The organism is Enterococcus aquimarinus, from assembly GCF_001885765.1.
GTDB classification, from domain to species: Bacteria; Bacillota; Bacilli; order Lactobacillales; family Enterococcaceae; genus Enterococcus_I; species Enterococcus_I aquimarinus.
Window position 1 is genome coordinate 1 of the sequence record NZ_JXKD01000007.1, and the last position, 19,043, is coordinate 19,043.

Consider the following 19,043-nt stretch of genomic DNA (forward strand, 5'->3'; position numbering starts at 1 on the left):
TAGTGGGTTTTCTCGCCCGCAAATTCTATAATAATGGCGATGAAAATTGCGAGTAAAGTAGCCGATAAAAGAATTTCTTTTTTGTTTTTCATTTGTTTCCTCCTTTGAGTTCATGAAAGTGTTATTCATTTGAAAAATCTAAATAATATTTGTATTTGGTTCCAACATAGTAACACTCGGTATACTCAGAAAGCTGACTGGCCGGGTCATTTGTAAACCGGACGCGTTTTAGGATTGGTTCGTTATTTGACACTTTTAAAATACTTTGCAGTTCTTTTGTTGCGAGCATCGCTTCGACATACTCGACTTCTTTTCGAGGATAAATACTAAATTGTTGGAGATATTCATAAAAAGAACCGTAATAGTCTTTTGCCACGAGTGAAAAATACGGTCGGTAAGGAATCGCTGTTACAAAATAAGCTAGGACATCTTCTTTTGAAGAACCTCGAATCCGTTTTAACAGTAAGACGTCATCACCCGGATGGATTTTTAAGTATTTCGCCGTTTGATAATCAGCGGGAATTTTTGAGACTTCCGCATGTAATGTGTCAGCGACTTTTCCTTGTTCCAACATCTCACGGGTAAAACTTTTAACCATCGTCATGTGATTTGTTGTTTCGGGTGAGAACTGATTGACGAAGGTTCCTTTCGCTTTTTTTCGAATCAATAAATTTTCCCGTACAAGTTCATCAATCGCTTTACGAATGGTAATCCGACTAACGTGATAAATATCGCACAGATCCATTTCGGTTGGGATTCGTTGTCCTTCGGTCCATTTTTCGGTTCGAATGTGATTGCGCAAATCATTGGCGATTTGAGCGTAGAGTGGTTGTGTTTTTTGTGGATGAAGCACTTTAAAAACCTCCTTGTGTGCTATTTGATATAACAATAGGGTCGAAAGCCTAATTTGAAAGCCTTTAAAAAAGACAAAATAAAGAACAAAAACGTGCTATGATTTAAGCAAATAAAGGAAAAAGAGGAGACAGTCAATGAAATACAACTTCCGTCCGACGACGAAAATTCATCGTGCCGTAAGCGCTTATACGAATTATGATGCTATTATCGCACAACTAAAACAGGAGATACAAGCGCAAAGTATGAATGTTATAACAATAGAAAATTATCCTATTGTTAATGAACAAGAAATCAAAACTTCTTTGATTGATCGTTTATCACCACAACTGATTGTCCACACGGATGACATTTTGATTGACCGCGCACAATTAGAGACCATGATTGCTGGGAATTTAACACAAGATCGCGTTTTTGGTGTCATGAGTCATCACCAATTTAAAGACTTTATTGATCCAGCTAAATTAAAACAAGTACAAGCAGCTATTGCTTTAGCCGTTGCGTCCAATGAATTAGTAGTGGTTTATGGTGTGGGGGCCAGTGTTGTGACGCCACCTGATTTATTGATCTATGCAGATCTTTCTAGATGGGAAATTCAAACAAGATACAAGTCCGGCATGTTTAGTAATTGGCAAGCAAATAATGCAGGGGAAGATCCGAATCGTATGTTAAAACGGGGCTATTTTTTTGAATGGCGCCTAGCCGATAAGCAAAAGAAACGGGCACTACCTGCTTCAACTTATGTCTTAGATACGCATCAAGCCGGCAACCCAATCATGGTGGCGACGCAAGATTATTTAGCGGGACTAGCAGAAATTGCCCAACAGCCTTTCTCATTGGTACCATTCTTTGATCCAGGCATTTGGGGTGGTCACTGGATGCAAGAAACATTTGATTTTCGTAAAGATGAAGTCAATCTTGCGTGGAGTTTTAACGGGGTACCTGAAGAAAATAGTGTGCTGCTTGACTTTGGCGAAGCGCAATTTGAAACGCCAGGGAATAATTTGATGTTCTTTACGGGGGAAGCGGTTCTTGGTGAACGTGTTTTTGGTTTGTTTGGGGAAGAATTCCCGATTCGCTTTAACTTCCTTGATACTGTAGGTGGGCAGAATCTGAGTCTCCAAGTCCATCCGAAATTGAGTTATCTGCAAGATACGTTTGGCGCGCACTACACGCAAGATGAAAGTTATTACATTTTGCATGTTGCAAATCCAGACGCTAAAGTCTATTTAGGCGTCAAAAATGGCGTTGAAAAAGCGGACTTGATGCAAGCATTGAAAGAAGCACAAACGGGCGAAACGGTTTTTGATGACCAAAAATATATTTACCAACAAACCATTAAAAAGCATGATCATTATTTAATCCCTGCCGGTACGATTCACTCGAGTGGGGCCGATAGTGTGGTCTTAGAAATTAGTGCGACACCGAATCGCTTTACCTTTAAATTATGGGATTGGGAACGAGTAGATCTAGATGGTAAGCCACGTTCGGTTCATTTAGAACACGGGGAACCAAACTTAGATATGCGCCGAGATGAAGATTTTGTCAAAAGAGAACTCGTCAATCAATTTGAAGTCATTGACGAAGGGGAAGGATGGATCGAAGAAAAAACCGGATTGCATAAAATGGAATTTATCGAAACGAGACGTCACACGTTTACGAAAACAGTGCTTCATCAGACGCACGATAGTGTCAATGTTTTAAATCTAGTTGAAGGGCAAGAAGTAACGGTTGAAAGTCTTGATGGTAGCTTTGCGCCATTTGTCGTTCATTACGCGCAAACATTTATTATTCCAGAAGCAGTGAAACAGTATAAAATCACGCCGACAGGACCATCTGCTGGGCAAGAATGTAAGACGATGAAGGCCTATGTCCGTTAACGTTAACCAAACAGAAATAGGAGAAAAGCGATGAAAACATATGACTTATTGTTAGATGTTGGTGGGACTGAAATTAAGATGAATGGATTAACGACCGAGGGCGAATTATTATTACCAAACCATCACCATGTCCCGGCTTATGCCCAAGCATCCAAGGAAACGATTTTAACTCATTTTCGTTCCATTTTGCTTGAGTGGATTGAGACGCATCAAGCTACAGCCGCTTTGCGAGCCATTGGACTAGCTTTTCCGGGACCATTTGATTATGACGAGGGGATTAGTTACATGCAAGGATTGCGTAAGTATGAAGCAATTTATGGGGTGAACTTACGCGACAACATCCAAGCTTGGCTGGCAGAAAGCGGTTATGAAAAACGGCCGATCATCTTTGAGAACGATGCGACGTGTTTTGCCTTAGGGAGCTTCTATCAGCAGACAACGGCAACGAGAGGAATCTATCTGACAATCGGAACAGGCTGTGGTTCAGGTTTCATTGAAGCAGGACAAGTGGTCAAAACCGGTTATGGCTTAAACGCAATGGGTATGATTTATGATGCACCCTTTAAAGGCGGAATCATTGATGATTATCTTTGTGTGGATGGATTAAGAAAACTCGCTGAAGTACACGACTATCCTTTTAAGAATGGCAAAGAATTAGCACAAGCAGCTTATTTAGGAGATGTGATTGCCAGCGAAATCTATCATACTTTTGGTCAAATGATTGGCGAAGCACTCAAGCCTTTTGTCCGTGAGTTTGAGCCGCAAGAAATGGTTTTTGGTGGTCAGATTAGTCAAAGTTTGTCTTTATTTGAAGACGGAATCAAGCAAGTACTTGCGCCTTACACACCGTCTCTTCGGCGGAGTGAAGATTCCACCAGCGCCACCTTATATGGTCTAAAAAAAATAATTGAAAAACAACTAGAGGAGTCAAAACAATGAATAAAAAAACACTTTATTTAATCCACCATTCTCACACGGATATTGGGTATACCGATCGTCAAGAAAAAATTAGTCGTTATCATGTCGATTTCATCCGCCGTGCCATCGCTTTTTTAGATAAAATTGAAGCGGGTGAGGCACCTGAATGGGTTGGCTATAATTATGTTTGCGAAAATTTCTGGCAAGTCGAACAGTTTTTAGCTCACGCAACAGATGCCGAAAAAGCGTCTTTTGAGCAATACGTGGAAAAAGGCTTGATTGATATTTCCTTAACGTATTTAAACTTAACGGAATTAATTGATAGTGAGATGCTTCATAAAAAGTTTGCGGACGCTAAGCAATATGTCGATCAATTTGATCGTTCATTTGATTCTGCGATGACGGCAGATATTAATGGTTTTTCTTGGGGTTATGCAGATGCCATGTTTAAAAATGGCATTCGCAATTTTTACTCTTGCTTGCATACGCATCATGGCATGTTCCCTTTATTTAAAAAACAAATACCATTTTGGTGGGGAACCCAATCGGGTGATAAATTACTCGTTTGGAATGGCGACCATTACCAAATTGGGAATGATTTTCTCTTTGCGCCAAATACCGACCAAAGTAAATATTACGGTCCAGAAGGCTTCACAGAAAAGGAATGGGAAGCACAATTTGAAGTCACGAAAGAAAAAGTATTTGGGTTCTTTGAATTGTTAGAAGAAGAAAATTATGAATTTGATTTTTGTCCGGCGATGATTAGTGGGATTGTCACGGATAATTCACCTACAAGTCCACGAATGATGGAAGGGATTCATCGTTGGAACCAAGTTTATGGTGATCAAATTGAAGTTGAACTCGTGACACTCAATCAATTCTTTGAAATTTTAAGAAGCAAAGATCTTGATATCCCAACGTATAAAGGTGACTGGGCTGACTGGTGGGCAGATGGTGTTGGTTCGACGCCAGCCGGAGTCAAACTCTACCGTGAAGCGCAAAGAAAGTATCGTCTAGCGAATAAACTAGACCCGAAAGGTGAAAAAGGAAATCCAGCTAAATTAAAAGAAGCGCAAGATCAACTTGTGATGTACGCAGAACACACTTGGGGCTTCCATTCCTCTGTTTCGGAGCCATGGGATGCATTTGTGAATTTATTAGATACAAGAAAATTAGGTTATGCGATTAATGGGAATCGTGCCATTTCTGACCATTTAGATGATATTTTAGCGACTTATGGCGAAGAAGCGAATCAATTAGATCGAGAAAGTTACTTTAAAGTAGTGAATCCACATGATCAAGCGATGGATACTTTAGCAACCGTTTATCTACAGCATTGGCAAACGGTGGATGATTCCTATTTTGCTTACACGTTGCCATTAGAAGGATTCTTAGAAGTCGTTGATTGCCAAACAGGAGAAATCCTCGTGTCTCAAGTATCAAACAGTTCTCGCGGGAAAAAAGTTTCCTTTAAAATTGCGCTCGCAGCCAAAGAAGAACGGATCATTCGTCTGAAACGCACCAAACCCTCTGCAAAAAGGCACTGGAAATATGCGAATCATGCCCATATTGGTACTGAAGGAATTGCCGATATCGCTCCTTATGAAGGATTTAAGCATGACGTTTCAATTTATGGCATTAAAACAGATCACTTAGAACTGATCATTGATCAAAACGTAGGGATTACCTCGATTATTGACCGTCAGACAGGAGCAGAGTTACTCCATCCAGCACGTGATCATGCCCCATTTGTCGGTGTGCATGAAGTCACATCCTTTAAAGAGAGCAATCCGTATTCTGTTCGTAGTATCATGGGACGAAATCGTAAAGCGCCTTCGACCGACCGGACTATCGCAAAATTAGTCAATGTGAAACAATTAGAAGATGGCCCATTATATGCGGTCTTGCTGTTGAAATACGAGTTAGCCGGTACGGGAATGTACGATGTTGTCTTAACTGTCCAAAAAACAGCGCCACAAATTGATGTGACGATTCGCTTACAAAAAATCGGCGCATGGGAACCTGAAAATCTGTATGTTACATTACCATTTACTTACGATTCGCCACTAGAAACGAACTGCTTCTTTGAAAAATCGGGCACCATTATCCGTCCGGGAATCGACCAATTACCTGGAACGAACACCAATTTTTACTTGCTCGATAACGGCGCCGTGATGCAAAACGGGGACAAACATGTTTTTGTTTCTATGAAAGACACGCCACTGGTGACACTTGGCTCTTTAGAAAGTCGTTTAGTGGAATTATGTGATGCGAATGCCGCGAAGAAAAATAAAGAAGTTCTCTATTCATGGGCGATGAATAATTTTTGGGAAACGAATTTTAAAGTTGATTTATCAGGCTTTTATGAACTTGAATATGGTTTGTATGTATTACAAGACGCTTCAGGAGAGGTTCAAAATTCAGTACAAACAGCCCGTAACTTAATTGAAGGCTTAGTCGCCATTCCTTATAATCCAACGAACGAAGAAAAAGCGACCTTTTAGAAAGGAAGTCACATGATGAAAAAGAAACTCCATGTCGTCTATAAGACGCATTTAGATATTGGCTTTACCGATTTAGCAGAGAAAGTCATCGATCAGTATTTGTACGAATTCATCCCCAATGCCTTAGCGTTGGGGGAACAAATCCCAGAAAAATTTACTTGGACGACCGGTTCTTGGTTGATTGATTTTTATTTGAATCATCCTGATGTAACGGAAACAAATAAAACACGGATGCGTCAAGCCATCAAACAAGGCACCATTTGTTGGCATGGCTTGCCGGCAACGATCCATACCGAACTGATGGATGGGGAATTAATGGATTACGCGACGTCCATTTCTCACGGACTTGATGCGGAATTCGGTAAGAAAACAATTGCTTCAAAAATGACGGATATTCCAGGACATACGATCAGCATGGTTCCTTATCTAGCAAAAGCAGGTATTGACTATCTGCATATTGGTGTGAATGCGAGTTCAGCGATTCCAAAAGTGCCAATCATGTTTGTTTGGAAAGCTGTTGATGGTTCGGACGTGATTATTCATTACGCGCCTGACTATGGGGAAGTATTTGAACGAGAAGATTGGCCAGATGCCCTTTACTTTGCACACAGTCATGACAATATGGGGCCGCCAAAGAGCGTAGAAGAAGTGGAAACACTTTTTGCAACGTTAGAAAAAGAGTATCCAGATTATGAAATCATTCCTTCTTCATTAGATGCCTTTGCGCAAGCTATTTTACCATACAAAGAAACACTACCAGTCATTGAAGAAGAAATCGGCGATTCTTGGATTCATGGAATTGCTTCTGATCCTAAGAAAATCGCGGAGTATAAAGCGTTATTACGTCTTCGGACAAAATGGCTAGAAACAGGTCAGTTAACGCGCGATTCGCAAGCCTATAAAGACCTTTCTTCGCAATTATTATTAGTTGCCGAACATACTTGGGGAGCGAATGGGAACGTTTATTTACCCGAATATCGCAATTATTATCCTTTGGAAGATTTTGAAGCTGCGCGTAAAAAAGATTTAGTTGAATTTAACCATAACCGCTTAACGATGGATTTTTCGGATCTCATGTCTTACGTGAGTACTGATATTGATTGGGAGTCAATGGCTGATCGTCGTCGTTACAGTCTTTATGAGCAATCTTGGCAAGAACAACGAGACTATATTGAAAAAGGGATTGCTTTGTTACCAGAGGCGTTGCAAAAAGAAGCAAGAGCGTATCTCGCTTCTGAAAAAGAAATCCCTGTCATCAAAACAACCACTACAATCATGCCAGGAAAACAATACGATTTTGGAAATGTGTCTTTTGTGATTGGCACAACAGGTGGCATGAGTCGTTTAATCATCGATGGTTATTCGTTAATTGAAGAAGGTAAGACGTTTGGTGGGTTATCTTACGAGCGATTTGACTTTCATGACTATTCGAATTTCTTCGTCGATTACAGTCGTCTCACTCGTTGGACAACAAGTTGGGCAATGGGGGACTTTGGCCGTCGTGGCATTGAGATTTACTCTGACGTTCGTCATGAGATCCATCAACCTTCGATTATCAAAGCCGGCATGATACTTGATGATCAGACTGCTCAAATCTCGCTAGATCTTGCTTATAGCGATGAAGAAGTGAAAAAATGGGGCGTTCCGAAAAAGAACACACTTGTCTATCTCATTAACTTGGAAGAAAAAACAATTGATTTATCTTATAAATGGGAAGAAAAACAAGCCAACCGTTTACCTGAAGGTTATTGGTTAGAAACGAGTATCCTCGTCAGCAATCCAACGCGTTGGGTTATGCAGAAAATGAACTATCCCGTTAATCCGTCAAACGTACTCGAAAATGGAAACCGTAATATGCATGTGCTTTCTGATGAAGGGATGCGCTATACAGGATACGAAGGTCGCTTTGATCTGATTACGAAAGATGCCCCTCTTGTCTCACTCGGTCGTAGAACGTTATTGAAGTTTGATAATCAACTGCCAAATCTAAACGATGGTATTTTTGTCAATCTCTTTAATAATGTGTGGGGAACTAATTTTGCAGCTTGGTATGAAGGGGATATGACATATCATGTTCGCTTTAAATGGGAAACAAACGAAATCATGTCATAACTGTCTTTCCTCCCTACTATTTGTCAGGAAAGATCGTATTTTTTCAAGTGAACTAGCAGCGTTCATCAAAACATGCTATAGTATTTAGTGAAGAAAAAAACAAAGCGTGTGTCGGAAGAAGACGTGCTTGGTCATTTGAAAGGGGAAGAAAAGCATGGGATTACCCAATTGTCCATTGTGCCAATCGGAATATACTTATGAGGATCGTGGACTTTATATTTGTCCAGAATGTGCACATGAGTGGTCTGGTGAATCAGCAGGAGAAGTAGAAGAAGGTTTGGTTGTCAAAGATATTAACGGCAATCTCCTCGTTGATGGTGATAGTGTGACGGTCATGAAAGACTTAAAAGTTAAAGGTGCTCAAAGCGTCTTGAAAAAGGGAACCAAAGTTAAAAGTATTCGCTTAGTCGACTCAGACCATAACATTGATTGTAAAATTGATGGTTTTGGACCGATGAAATTGAAGTCAGAATTTGTGAAAAAATTGTAAGACTCGTTCTTTCAGCTATCTGCATCAAATGAGTGTGTGACTGTTCATTTGTCAGATAGCTTTTTTAATGGCATGATTGAAAAGGCTTTCTGTCTTTTAGGTTAAGGAAAGAGATTGAAAATAGTCGGGAATCTGCTCTCGACTAAATGACGAAATACAACCATTTATACCATATAGAAAAATAAACGAACGTTATAAAGGAGAAAAAAACAATGACAAACAGTTTAGAAAAAATTTTAAAAAGAACCGAATGGTTTCGTGAAGATCGATTTGGGATGTTTATTCACTGGGGATTGTATGCGATTCCAGGTCGGGGAGAATGGGTGAAAACCTATGAAAAAATGACGAATGAACAATATCATCAATACTTTGAGGCTTTTAATCCCGTTGACTATGATCCAAAAGCGTGGGCGAAAGCCGCGAAAGAGGCAGGAATGAAGTACGTGGTATTAACTGCGAAACACCATGATGGTTTTTGTTTGTTTGATAGCAAGTATACAGATTTTAAATCAACCAATACGACGATCAAGCGTGATTTGATTGCTGAATACGTCGAAGCGCTACGCGAAGAAGGGTTGAAAGTGGGCTTATACTTTAGCCTAATCGATTGGCATCATCCTGATTATCCAAAATACAATGACTGGCACCATCCCATGAGTGGTGTGGAAGCTTATAAAGATGAAGTGATTGATTTTGATAATTATTTAAATTACATGCATAACCAAGTGGAAGAACTGGTCACGAATTATGGTAAGTTAGATATTTTATGGTTTGATTTTTCTTACGGTGAAATGACTGGGGAAAAATGGCGCGCAGAAGAATTAATGGCGATGGTTCGTAAGCATCAACCAGATGTCGTCATTGATAATCGCTTAGAAACATCTGGTGAAGCTTTTGGCAGTATTGTTTCAGAAAATCCAAGTAATTATTCAGGAGACTTTTTCAGTCCCGAACAATTACTACCACCAGAAGGAATTAAAAATAATGCAGGGCAACCGATTCCTTGGGAACTCTGTATCACGATGAATAACAATTGGGGGTATAACCCAATGGACAAAGTGTATAAATCAAGTAAAACATTGATTCGTAAATTAGTCGAGTGTGTCAGTAAAAACGGCAACATGTTACTCAATGTTGGTCCCGATGCGAAGGGGAAAATGAATCAAGAAAGTTTACGTATTTTGTCAGACTTTCATCTTTGGATGACTGATAATCAAGAATCAATTTATGGTTGCGGCATGGCGACAGATTTAGCGAAACCCGAGTGGGGGTATTACACCCAAAATGGCAATGTCCTTTATGCCCATATTTTTGATCAACCGATTGGACCGTTAGCGCTACCAGGTTTAGACAAGACAAACATTAAACGCGCCTCACTGTTACGTGATGGTAGTGAAATCAAGGTTTCCAATAGTTGGACAACCAAGGCTTTTTCAGATGTGACTTATTTAGAGTTTGGAGGGGTGTCACACTTTACCTATCCATTACCGGATGATATCGATACCGTGATTAAGATTGAATTACGTCAGTAAAAAAACGGAGAAGTCATTTTAAAATACCATTCACCGAACGCTCATATTCTTCGTTCGGTGAATGGTATTTCCTTAAATATATTTACTCGCTTCTCGAATACTTAAAGGTGCCATTTGATCTTGGTGGCGGGCAATAAAAGCTTTAACCCATTCAGGATTTGTCTTACTGTAGTCTCTGAGACTCCAGCCAATCGCTTTATTAATAAAAAATTCTTTTTGTCCAAAATTATGACAAATTATTTTTTCAAGTAATACTGGATTTGTTTGTTCTTTTCGCAAAATTTGGTGATCAATCGCGACACGACGAAGCCAGATATTGTCATCGGTACTCCAGTCGAGGAGGGTTGCTTCAACTGTTGGATGGTGAAGGGCCACGTATCCAACTAATTTATCCAACGAATCAATGGTATCCCACCAGGATTTTGTCACAATCAGTTGTCGTAGTCGCGGAATGTCTTCGACCGTTAAGCGCTGTTTCACCTTGGTTAAATAGGCAATTGCTAAATATTGAAATTCACGTTCGTCTTTTTCCCAACATTGTTGAACGAATTCCCAATCAATCGTTGCTCTATCGATTGTTTTAAAAAAATCACGTGTGAGAATTTTTCGCTCAGGAGCCGTGATTCCTAAGAATTTGAACTGATTTCTCATATAGGCTTCCATCGCAATCGCTTTTTGAGGATTCGCCGCTTGATAAAAAGTATCGAAAATTGTCATCCTTTAACCTCTCCTTTTATTCTTCTTTAAACTGAAAAGTTAACGTGATCGGGTTATGGTCAGAGTTTGCAAAACCTAAATCCGTCACTTGTGTTGTTTCGACGATAATATCATTGGAAACAATAAATCCATCAATCAATGAGACAAAGGATTCGCCGGGAGTATACCCTGTGCCATTGGCTCGAACAGTAGGAATTTTTGCTTCGACCAGGTCTTTTTTGACGACGGTGAAGTTTTCGGATAAGAATTCTTCTGGGAAAGGATGGGTCCATGTTTCAATGATCTTTTCTGTCTCGAAGACTTCAGGACTATTTCCCAGTAAATCATGATTAAAATCGCCCCCAACGATAACACTTCGACCACTTTGATATTCAGCTTCCATGATTGCCGCCAACTTTTTGATTTGATTATCAAGAATCGTCGTATCTTCTGTAAAAGCGGATAAATGAACGTTAATTAAGGTAAGGGGGTGTTCGCCCAAAGTAGTGTGACTGACACTGAAAGCACGGTCCAAATCAAAAAATTTGTTGAAATTTGTCTCAATCGGTAGTGAATAGCGGGTAGTGGTCACAATTGGAAATTGACTCAGTGTTAAGAGTCCTGAAGTCGACTGCCCAATGGGTTTGGTAAAGGGATAAAATAAATAGCTTGAATCGTAATTTTGCGCAAAAGCGGCATCATAGTTTGAAAATTGGTCAGTGAGGTAGTCGACTTGATTCACTTTAAAGGAGCGATGGGCAATGGTATCTACTTCTTGTAGAAAGATAATATCGGATTGAAGCGTCGTCAGTGCCGTTGAAATCCCGTCTAGATTTGTCAATACGGTTTCTTTGTCGTAGGCTCGCGAATATTTCCCACCATCCATAAAGAAACTGTAATCGGCAGGGTAGGCAGCATAGCCAATATTGAAACTGGTCGCACGATATTGAGCCTTTTCTGTTTGTTCGGATACATTCGTTCCTTTAATTGTGGTAATTTCTTGTTGGTCAGGTAAGCGGTCATAATCTAAAAATAGATACGTAATGTAAATTCCGAGAATAATGAGAAGAACTGCGACGAAACCACCAACTATTTTTAATCCTCTTTTCAAAAAAACACCTCCATTATTTTAAGACCAGTATAACATAAGGCATGAATAATTATTTTTAGGAAATAGGAAATGAGAAAAAAATGGGAAGATAAAAGTCAGGAAATTCAGATTAAAGGGTGTTATACTAAGGAATAGAACGTATCTAGAAAGAAGGAGAAATCGCTTGGCACAAAAAAACTATGGTAAAAAATTACTGCTTGTCGTACTTGGTTCTACCGTGATGGGCATCGGAATTTATTTAACCATTATTGCAAACTTCGGAAGTGACCCGTTAACAATGTTTTGGATTGGTTTATCGAATCGATTAGGCATCACGATTGGACAAGCGAATCTTTTGGTCAGCGCACTGATGTTAATCGTTGTTTTTTTCATGGATCGAAAAGAAATTTTTATCGGTAGTATATTGAATCCCTTGGTCATTTCTGTCACGACTGACTTCTTATTACGACAAACCATCACGATTGATTCTGTAGGTCTACGAATGATGTTCTTTATTTTAGGCTTATTGATTTTAGCTTTCGGGATTGCGGTATATTCACTCGCTGATTTTGGCAGAGGTGCTTATGAAGCACTTGTTTTTTCCTTAAATCAACTATTTAAGCGCTCTATTCGCATCTTCCGTATTTTGTGTGATATCAGCTTTGCGATTGCCGGTATTTTACTAGGTGCTCAGCTCTCAATTGGTCCAGTTATGGCCATTCTTTTAATGGGTGTGAGTATTCAATTTTTTATTAATCACTTATCGCGTCCCATTTATCACTATTTAAATAAGTAGGATAAGCATGGAAAACGGATCGCACTCAAAATTTGAGGGCGCTCTTTTCTTTTGTGAGTGATTCATTGATTAGAAGAGGAATTACGGAGAAGGTAATCGATGTAGTGGTGGAGAGATGCGACAGAGAGAGAACAGAAACAAAGGAGTGTTGAAAGATGGGGCAAGTTCAGGAACATTTACAGAAATATAAAAGATGGTATCCCCAAACTTATCAATTAAAGGAATATCCCTTAGAGGGACGCAAAACATTAACAGTGAAAAATCGTCAAGAAATTTACCAACGGTTAACGAAGCCACAGCGAGCATTAATTGAAACCCATAAAAAATATCAAATGGGTTCTTTTTTCTTAAAACATCATTATTTAATTGATGAGGCTTGGCAATTTGAAACGGTCAATATCGATGAAAATTATAATCGGAAATTAAAACGGTATCACTTGTTTTGCCAATGTGGAAAAGCCGTGAAATATCAGTTTGTTTTAACATCCAAAAAAACACAAGAAAAAATAGCTTTGGGAATTACCCATTTTTCCGATCACCTAGGAGTAAGCGCAGAGGTAGCGAGTGATATAAAAAAGGGGATTAATCACGTCGATATGGCCCTGGATGAGTTATTATGGTTAAAAGATAAAAAGTGCTTGTTTCCAGAAGATTTATGGCAACAATATCTTTTTGCCCGCTATCGAAATGAGCAATTAATTCAACCGGTGGCGTACAATCAGGTTTTGGCTCAGCGAGTCCTAACTTTCCGAGAAGTAGAGATGCCGATTTTTGTGGCTGACTATTTAGCCTTATTAAGTGAGATTCGCTTAATTGAAAAGGCGAGCGCTAAAAGGGAACAACCCAAATTTGTGGGAGAAAAAAAGAGCTTCGAAGCGTATGCGCTACACTTAATGTCAAGTATTCCTGAAAAAGAAAGCCACTATCATCCAAGCAGTTTGGCATTATATGAAGAATGGAAAAAACTTACTCAAACAGAGCAAGCGCGAGTCTTGGAAGAGTTTCAACAATTGATTCAACAACCGTCATGTTAGAGGAGGTAGGAATTTGCCAAGAAGATACCAAGATCCCTATTTACAATTAAATACCCATTATTTAATGGTTCCGTATACCAAACGTGAACGCCGCATTCGTGTGTTATTACCAAAAAACTATACCGAAAACACGCAAACAACCTATCCCGTACTTTATATGTTTGATGGTCAGAATGTTTTTCATAGTCGTGAAGCCTATTCAGGACATTCTTGGAAGGTCATTCCTCACTTAAAGTGGAACAGTCAAATTCCAGATATGATGATCGTCGCAATTGATCATGATGGTGAACAGCGTCTAAATGAATACACGCCGTGGGAAATGAATCCAGCCGAAATAAAAAAAACGCAACAAGTCGGTGGCTTAGGAAAAGCCCATGCCAGTTGGATTGTAGAATGTGTCAAGCCTTTTATTGATCAACACTATCGTACTTCCCCACAGAAGGAAACAAGTTTTCTAGCAGGTAGTTCGTTAGGTGGACTCATGACGGCCTACACAGGAGCGACTTATCCGGATGTTTTTGGTGTCCTGGGCATTTTTTCACTAGCCTCGTGGGTTAACGATGAAGCTTTTTTACACTATATTGCGCAACATCCATTAGCCACACAGACGAAAGTCTACTTACAAGTTGGCACGATGGAAGGAAATGAAACAGACCAAGGCTTCACTTCTAAAAATGTGAACCAGATGTACCTTGATAGCTCCCTTTGGTATTATCAAACCTTGCTGAGAACGGGGCAGCCGATTGATACTATTTGGTTTCGGATTTTAGCCGATGAGATTCACCATGAAAAATGTTGGGCCGATCATTTTGGTGAATTTTTAGTGTCTAGTTTTCAATAAAAAAAGAGTTTTCCGCTAGACTTCATGAGGAAGTTAGCGGAAAACTTTTTTAGTGAGGAAAAATGAATCACCACGCTCGTTTTTAGAGTCTTCCTTGGGCAACGAGTTGATCTAAATAATAGGGCATTTGAATTCGCCACCAGTCCCAGTCGTGAGGGACATCAAATCCCCAATAATCAAACCAACCGGGCAACTGTTTTCGCTGAAAAAGAGCCTCGAGACGTTGCGTTTCGTCAATATGAGGGGCTTCCCAATTCCCTTGACCGACACAAACAATAAAGAGATTTTTTCGATAACGATCGATAAACCACGGATCATGCATTTTTTCTAAGTAATCAATCGGGGAATTGTAATAGACACTTGGACTATCTTGATAATCGCCTGTGAAAAAGCGCGCATCATATGCACCACTTAACGCAATGCTTTGATCAAAAACATCGGGATGACGTAAAGCAAAATTGATTGTGTGATACGCTCCCATGCTACAACCTGTCGCCATCAATCCGTCCTGCCAATTTCTTTCGTGTTTGATTAAAGGCACCAGTTCTTGAATCATGTATTGATCGTAGCGGTCATGGGCACGCCCCATTTCCTCTGGTGATTTCCAAGTTGTAAACCACGACTCGCGATCATAGGAATCCGGTGTATAAAAAGTGACGAGACCTTGATCAATGAAGGATTGACAAGCCGCAATCATCCCAAAATCGCCGTATTCATTTTGACTTCCACCAGAAGAAGGAAAGACGATGATGGGTTTTCCTGCGTGACCATAAACATTAAATGCCCGTTCTTCTTGTAAAAAATGACTGAAATGGGATCTACGTTCAAAATGCATCGTGGGTTACCTCCTCTGTCCGTTGATGAATTAACTGAATCCATTCAAATAATTCTTTTTTGGTAGCACTGCGAATCAAATACCCTTCATCGCCCATGATTTGGGCGAAAATACCAGGAATTGATTGGCATTGAATCAATCCAGCCCCAATTTGTTCTCGTACTTGCTCATTAGAGTAACGATAAGGTTGATTCGTATATTTACGCGAAACATACGCACAGTGATAGGGACGCGTGACATTTGCTCGAAACTGATTATCTTTCACAATCGTGGCATATTCCTGGAAGACGTCAATATCATTGGCGTAATTAAACATGTCAATCGATAAGCCACCAGGGGGACGCATATTGACTTCTAAAGGAATCAATTTCCCATCAGTGGTTCGGAAAAATTCTAAATGGAAAAAGCGTTCTTTTACTTGAAAAGCTTCGACGATTTTTTTGCCCATTTCAATAATATCTTGAGGGATTTCTCGTGGGATAAAATAAAACATCTCACTATTTTTTTCAACCGTATCTAAAACAGCCTCACTGTAGTGAAAAGTTGAATAAAAAACAACTCGACCGTCTTGATCTGCAATACCGTCAAAGGTTTCTATTTCTCCTAAAATAAATTCTTCCATAATATAAGGGACGTCGGCTTGCCAAGTAGTAAAAAATGTTTCTAAATCATGCGGATGATCAATTTTATACGTATCTGTCGCACCGACCCCACTATCTGGTTTAATAATGACGGGATAGTGGAGTTCTTGGACTAATTGTAAGGCATCGGAAAAATCTGAAAAGACGCGTCCTTTAGCAACCGGTAACCCAATCGAGCGAAAAATCTCTTTCATGTTTGATTTTCGGCGGATTTTTGGAATTTCTGTTAAATGATAGCCAGGTACATTAAAATCAGTGCGCAAATGGGCATCTAGTTCAAGCCAATGTTCATTATGTGACTCAATGCGATCAATGCGACCATATTTATAGGCAAAGTAGGCAACTGCTTGATAAACTTGCTGATAATTCTCCATATCACTCACTTGGTAATAATCAGTCAATGCTTCTTTTAAACGATCCGTTAGTTGTTCATAAGGGACATCCGCAATGCCTAAAGTTTGAAAATTTTCCTCCTTTAATCGTTGTGCAAAAGGCGTGAAATTTTCGGGGAAGTGGGGAGAGATTAAGATGAAATTCCGTTTGTTGATCATCAAAGACACCTCTTTTCAATTATTTAGATAGTATGTATCATATCATCATTATGAGTTTTTTTCTAATGTATACTTATTTATTTTTAATTTAGCTAGATCAAGTAGATTCTGCTAACTTCATTGATAGATTTTAAAAAGACACCACTCGATTGTTCTTTGTTAAAGAAGAACCGAATATGTAGCGTTACCAAAGGCTTTATATTAATGTTTTTCTCTTTTTACATAGATTTGGGATTATACATATTGCACCTGTTACAGAATACGCTTACATTTAGATTACGCATTACGAAGAAATTAAAATTCTGAAAATAAGTATTTAAGCGTATTTTTTTAGGAAATAAATGAGAAAATTGACTTAATCATACTTATTTAAATAAGATTCATCTGAGAAGGATGCCGTTTTTTTACCGGATTAATTAAAAGAATAAAACGATTCGGTTGCAACCGACTAAGTAAACGATACGTGACTGACACTGACGTAATGAAAGAAATCATTATTGCGGTGTGAAGTCCTTTGTCCGACAGGCTAACGATTTCAAAGTACTGGAATCTCTGAGCGTGAAAGAATAGATAGCTATTTACCTAGCAGCCAATATTCATTGGGCATGCCACTAACGAACGGTTTCATTTCTAAAGACCTCCGTTTGAAATCCACGCGATTTTTATGGAGGTCTCTTCCCTAAAAAAATAAAGTTCAGAGGACGATTGATTGTCAAAAAAGAACTCTTTCCACTATCTGGTTATGATACGATTTTAGAAACACGAATAAGGAATGTTGATTAAAAAAATCCGAGATAACGTTAGAACCCTTTATAATCCAACGTTTATCTGTTTAACATATTAAAAGAATTATACACATTGCGCAAATATTCGAATGCGCTTACAGTTGGGATATCAAATTTAGGAGGCGGTTTCATTGAGTATCATCCGAGGTGACATCGAAGAAGCAAAAGGGATTGAAGAAGAGGAAATAGTCGTCTATCCCGAAACAAATATGGTAAAAGAACGCTTAGAGTGGTTTCAAGATTTAAAATTAGGGGTCATTTTCCATTATGGCATTTATGCTCAAGCAGGAATCGTCGAATCTTGGCAATTATCTGAAGAAGATGTTTGGGCAAGAGAAGGCAGAGAGTTTCGAAAAGATTTCAAACAACTCCAATTAGATTATTGGAATTTAATCTCTGAATTTAATCCCACACAACTCGACGCGAAAAAATGGGCACAAACGTGTAAACAAGCAGGCTTTAAGTATTGTATTTTCACGACGAAACACCATGATGGTTTTAACCTTTACAATACGATGGAAACGGAATATAAAGTCGGCGGAAAATTAAGTCCGTTTAAACGGGATATTTTAAAAGAAGTGTTTGATGCTTTTCGTGAAGAAGACTTTGGAATTGGCGCGTATTATTCAAAAGCCGATTGGTATTCTCAATATTATTGGTTAGATGATGAGACTAAAAAAGGACGTCGAGCAAGTTACGATACGCAAAAGCACCCAGAAATTTGGGAGAAATACGTGCAATTTGTTCATAATCAAATTCATGAAATCACGCATAATTATGGGGATATCGACTTATTGTGGTTAGATGGTGGTTGGTGTGGCCAAGGTAAGGAAGATTTACAAATGGATCGCTTAGCTGAAATTGCCCGTGAACAAAACCCAGAGTTGATTATGGTCGATCGTATGATGGGGGGACGCCATGAGAACTACGTCACACCTGAACGAAAGATACCAGCATTACATGAAATTCCAACAAAAGTTTGGGAGAGTAATATTCCAATTGGGAACGACTGGGGCTATGTACCAGTAGAGACGTTTAAATCGAGTCAAGTATTATTGGATACGTTTGTTGATGTGGTCAGTAAAGGTGGTAACTTAATCTTGGGTGTTGGCCCAACTCCTCAAGGAACATTTACGGAGGAAGAAACAACGATTCTACAAGAGATTGGGGAATGGTTAGCCATTTACGGAGAAGGAATTTATCATACCCGAGCGCAAGCGAAAGATCGCGCGAATGAATGGAAACTAACGTTCAATAAAAATGAAAAAACCCATTATGCTTTTCGAAGCATTGAAGCCTCACAATTAGAGACGTTTTCACTTGCTGAAATCGAAGCTGAAGTTGGCGATGAAATTATCGATTTAGGAACGGGGGGAGTCGTAACAATCTTAGATGGGGAGCAGATTGATGGTAGTCTGATTCATCGACCAACATTTGGTTCAATGGGGTTAAAAGTAACAAAAAAGGATACAATAAAGTAGAAAAG

The 19,043-nt window shown here is 39.2% G+C and carries 15 protein-coding genes; 10 read left to right on the plus strand and 5 right to left on the minus strand.

All coding sequences use genetic code 11. The features are described 5' to 3' along the window. Positions 1-121: 121 nt before the first annotated feature. Positions 122-853, minus strand: a complete 732-nt coding sequence (locus tag RU93_RS06225) for a GntR family transcriptional regulator (RefSeq protein ID WP_071874751.1) — start codon at positions 851-853, stop codon at positions 122-124. A 136-nt stretch (positions 854-989) separates the two neighbouring features. On the opposite strand from RU93_RS06225, the gene RU93_RS06230 reads away from it, so the two are divergent. The 6 genes from RU93_RS06230 to RU93_RS06255 all read left to right on the plus strand — a co-directional run bounded on the left by RU93_RS06230 (position 990) and on the right by RU93_RS06255 (position 10,288). Further along, entirely contained in the window at positions 990-2,732 is a 1,743-nt protein-coding gene (locus RU93_RS06230) for a class I mannose-6-phosphate isomerase (RefSeq protein ID WP_071874752.1), read from the plus strand. A gap of 30 nt (positions 2,733-2,762) precedes the next feature. After that, positions 2,763-3,671, plus strand: coding sequence for an ROK family protein (locus RU93_RS06235; protein ID WP_071874753.1), 909 nt, complete (start codon positions 2,763-2,765; stop codon positions 3,669-3,671). Further along, on the plus strand, positions 3,668-6,154 hold the full coding sequence (locus RU93_RS06240; protein WP_071874754.1) for a glycoside hydrolase family 38 N-terminal domain-containing protein: 2,487 nt from the start codon (positions 3,668-3,670) through the stop codon (positions 6,152-6,154). The genes RU93_RS06235 and RU93_RS06240 overlap by 4 nt, the downstream gene beginning before the upstream one ends. 15 nt (positions 6,155-6,169) lie before the next feature. After that, complete coding sequence (locus RU93_RS06245; RefSeq protein ID WP_169818095.1) at positions 6,170-8,266, plus strand: DUF5054 domain-containing protein; 2,097 nt, start codon at positions 6,170-6,172, stop codon at positions 8,264-8,266. A gap of 154 nt (positions 8,267-8,420) precedes the next feature. After that, positions 8,421-8,756, plus strand: a complete 336-nt coding sequence (locus RU93_RS06250) for a zinc ribbon domain-containing protein YjdM (RefSeq protein ID WP_071874756.1) — start codon at positions 8,421-8,423, stop codon at positions 8,754-8,756. A 212-nt stretch (positions 8,757-8,968) separates the two neighbouring features. Next, positions 8,969-10,288, plus strand: coding sequence for an alpha-L-fucosidase (locus RU93_RS06255; protein ID WP_071874757.1), 1,320 nt, complete (start codon positions 8,969-8,971; stop codon positions 10,286-10,288). Positions 10,289-10,360: 72 nt separating this feature from the next. On the opposite strand, the gene RU93_RS06260 is transcribed toward RU93_RS06255, so the two are convergent. Together RU93_RS06260 and RU93_RS06265 are read right to left on the minus strand one after the other, a co-directional pair. Next, positions 10,361-11,005 (minus strand): DNA alkylation repair protein, encoded by a 645-nt coding sequence (locus RU93_RS06260; protein WP_071874758.1) that lies wholly within the window; start codon positions 11,003-11,005, stop codon positions 10,361-10,363. 16 nt (positions 11,006-11,021) lie between these two features. Then, positions 11,022-12,095 (minus strand): endonuclease/exonuclease/phosphatase family protein, encoded by a 1,074-nt coding sequence (locus RU93_RS06265; protein ID WP_071874759.1) that lies wholly within the window; start codon positions 12,093-12,095, stop codon positions 11,022-11,024. A 163-nt stretch (positions 12,096-12,258) separates the two neighbouring features. On the opposite strand from RU93_RS06265, the gene RU93_RS06270 reads away from it, so the two are divergent. The 3 genes from RU93_RS06270 to RU93_RS06280 all read left to right on the plus strand — a co-directional run bounded on the left by RU93_RS06270 (position 12,259) and on the right by RU93_RS06280 (position 14,745). Beyond that, positions 12,259-12,870 (plus strand): YczE/YyaS/YitT family protein, encoded by a 612-nt coding sequence (locus tag RU93_RS06270; RefSeq protein ID WP_071874760.1) that lies wholly within the window; start codon positions 12,259-12,261, stop codon positions 12,868-12,870. Positions 12,871-13,025: 155 nt separating this feature from the next. Next, complete coding sequence (locus tag RU93_RS06275) at positions 13,026-13,904, plus strand: hypothetical protein (RefSeq protein ID WP_071874761.1); 879 nt, start codon at positions 13,026-13,028, stop codon at positions 13,902-13,904. Positions 13,905-13,968: 64 nt separating this feature from the next. Then, positions 13,969-14,745, plus strand: a complete 777-nt coding sequence (locus RU93_RS06280) for an alpha/beta hydrolase (protein ID WP_071874848.1) — start codon at positions 13,969-13,971, stop codon at positions 14,743-14,745. Positions 14,746-14,827: 82 nt separating this feature from the next. Here RU93_RS06280 and RU93_RS06285 read toward each other — a convergent pair whose 3' ends face one another. Then, entirely contained in the window at positions 14,828-15,580 is a 753-nt protein-coding gene (locus tag RU93_RS06285; RefSeq protein ID WP_071874762.1) for an esterase family protein, read from the minus strand. Then, positions 15,570-16,772: an ATP-grasp domain-containing protein gene (locus RU93_RS06290; RefSeq protein ID WP_071874763.1), complete on the minus strand. Its 1,203-nt coding sequence runs from the start codon at positions 16,770-16,772 to the stop codon at positions 15,570-15,572. Before RU93_RS06290 ends, RU93_RS06285 begins: the two co-directional genes overlap by 11 nt. Positions 16,773-17,688: 916 nt before the next feature. Between RU93_RS06290 and RU93_RS06295 the strand changes: the two genes are divergently transcribed. Continuing rightward, positions 17,689-19,038 (plus strand): alpha-L-fucosidase, encoded by a 1,350-nt coding sequence (locus tag RU93_RS06295; RefSeq protein ID WP_071874764.1) that lies wholly within the window; start codon positions 17,689-17,691, stop codon positions 19,036-19,038. The last annotated feature ends 5 nt before the right edge of the window (positions 19,039-19,043 follow it).

What these genes read in the sequence shown, in the direction of transcription:
- RU93_RS06280 (WP_071874848.1), top strand. Translation starts at nt 13,969, where the DNA reads ATGGTTCCGTATACCAAACGTGAACGCCGCATTCGTGTGTTATTACCA.
- RU93_RS06235 (WP_071874753.1), top strand. Translation starts at nt 2,763, where the DNA reads ATGAAAACATATGACTTATTGTTAGATGTTGGTGGGACTGAAATTAAG.
- RU93_RS06255 (WP_071874757.1), top strand. Translation starts at nt 8,969, where the DNA reads ATGACAAACAGTTTAGAAAAAATTTTAAAAAGAACCGAATGGTTTCGT.
- RU93_RS06250 (WP_071874756.1), top strand. Translation starts at nt 8,421, where the DNA reads ATGGGATTACCCAATTGTCCATTGTGCCAATCGGAATATACTTATGAG.
- RU93_RS06230 (WP_071874752.1), top strand. Translation starts at nt 990, where the DNA reads ATGAAATACAACTTCCGTCCGACGACGAAAATTCATCGTGCCGTAAGC.
- RU93_RS06290 (WP_071874763.1), bottom strand. Translation starts at nt 16,772, where the DNA reads ATGATCAACAAACGGAATTTCATCTTAATCTCTCCCCACTTCCCCGAA.
- RU93_RS06285 (WP_071874762.1), bottom strand. Translation starts at nt 15,580, where the DNA reads ATGCATTTTGAACGTAGATCCCATTTCAGTCATTTTTTACAAGAAGAA.
- RU93_RS06275 (WP_071874761.1), top strand. Translation starts at nt 13,026, where the DNA reads ATGGGGCAAGTTCAGGAACATTTACAGAAATATAAAAGATGGTATCCC.
- RU93_RS06245 (WP_169818095.1), top strand. Translation starts at nt 6,170, where the DNA reads ATGAAAAAGAAACTCCATGTCGTCTATAAGACGCATTTAGATATTGGC.
- RU93_RS06260 (WP_071874758.1), bottom strand. Translation starts at nt 11,005, where the DNA reads ATGACAATTTTCGATACTTTTTATCAAGCGGCGAATCCTCAAAAAGCG.
- RU93_RS06240 (WP_071874754.1), top strand. Translation starts at nt 3,668, where the DNA reads ATGAATAAAAAAACACTTTATTTAATCCACCATTCTCACACGGATATT.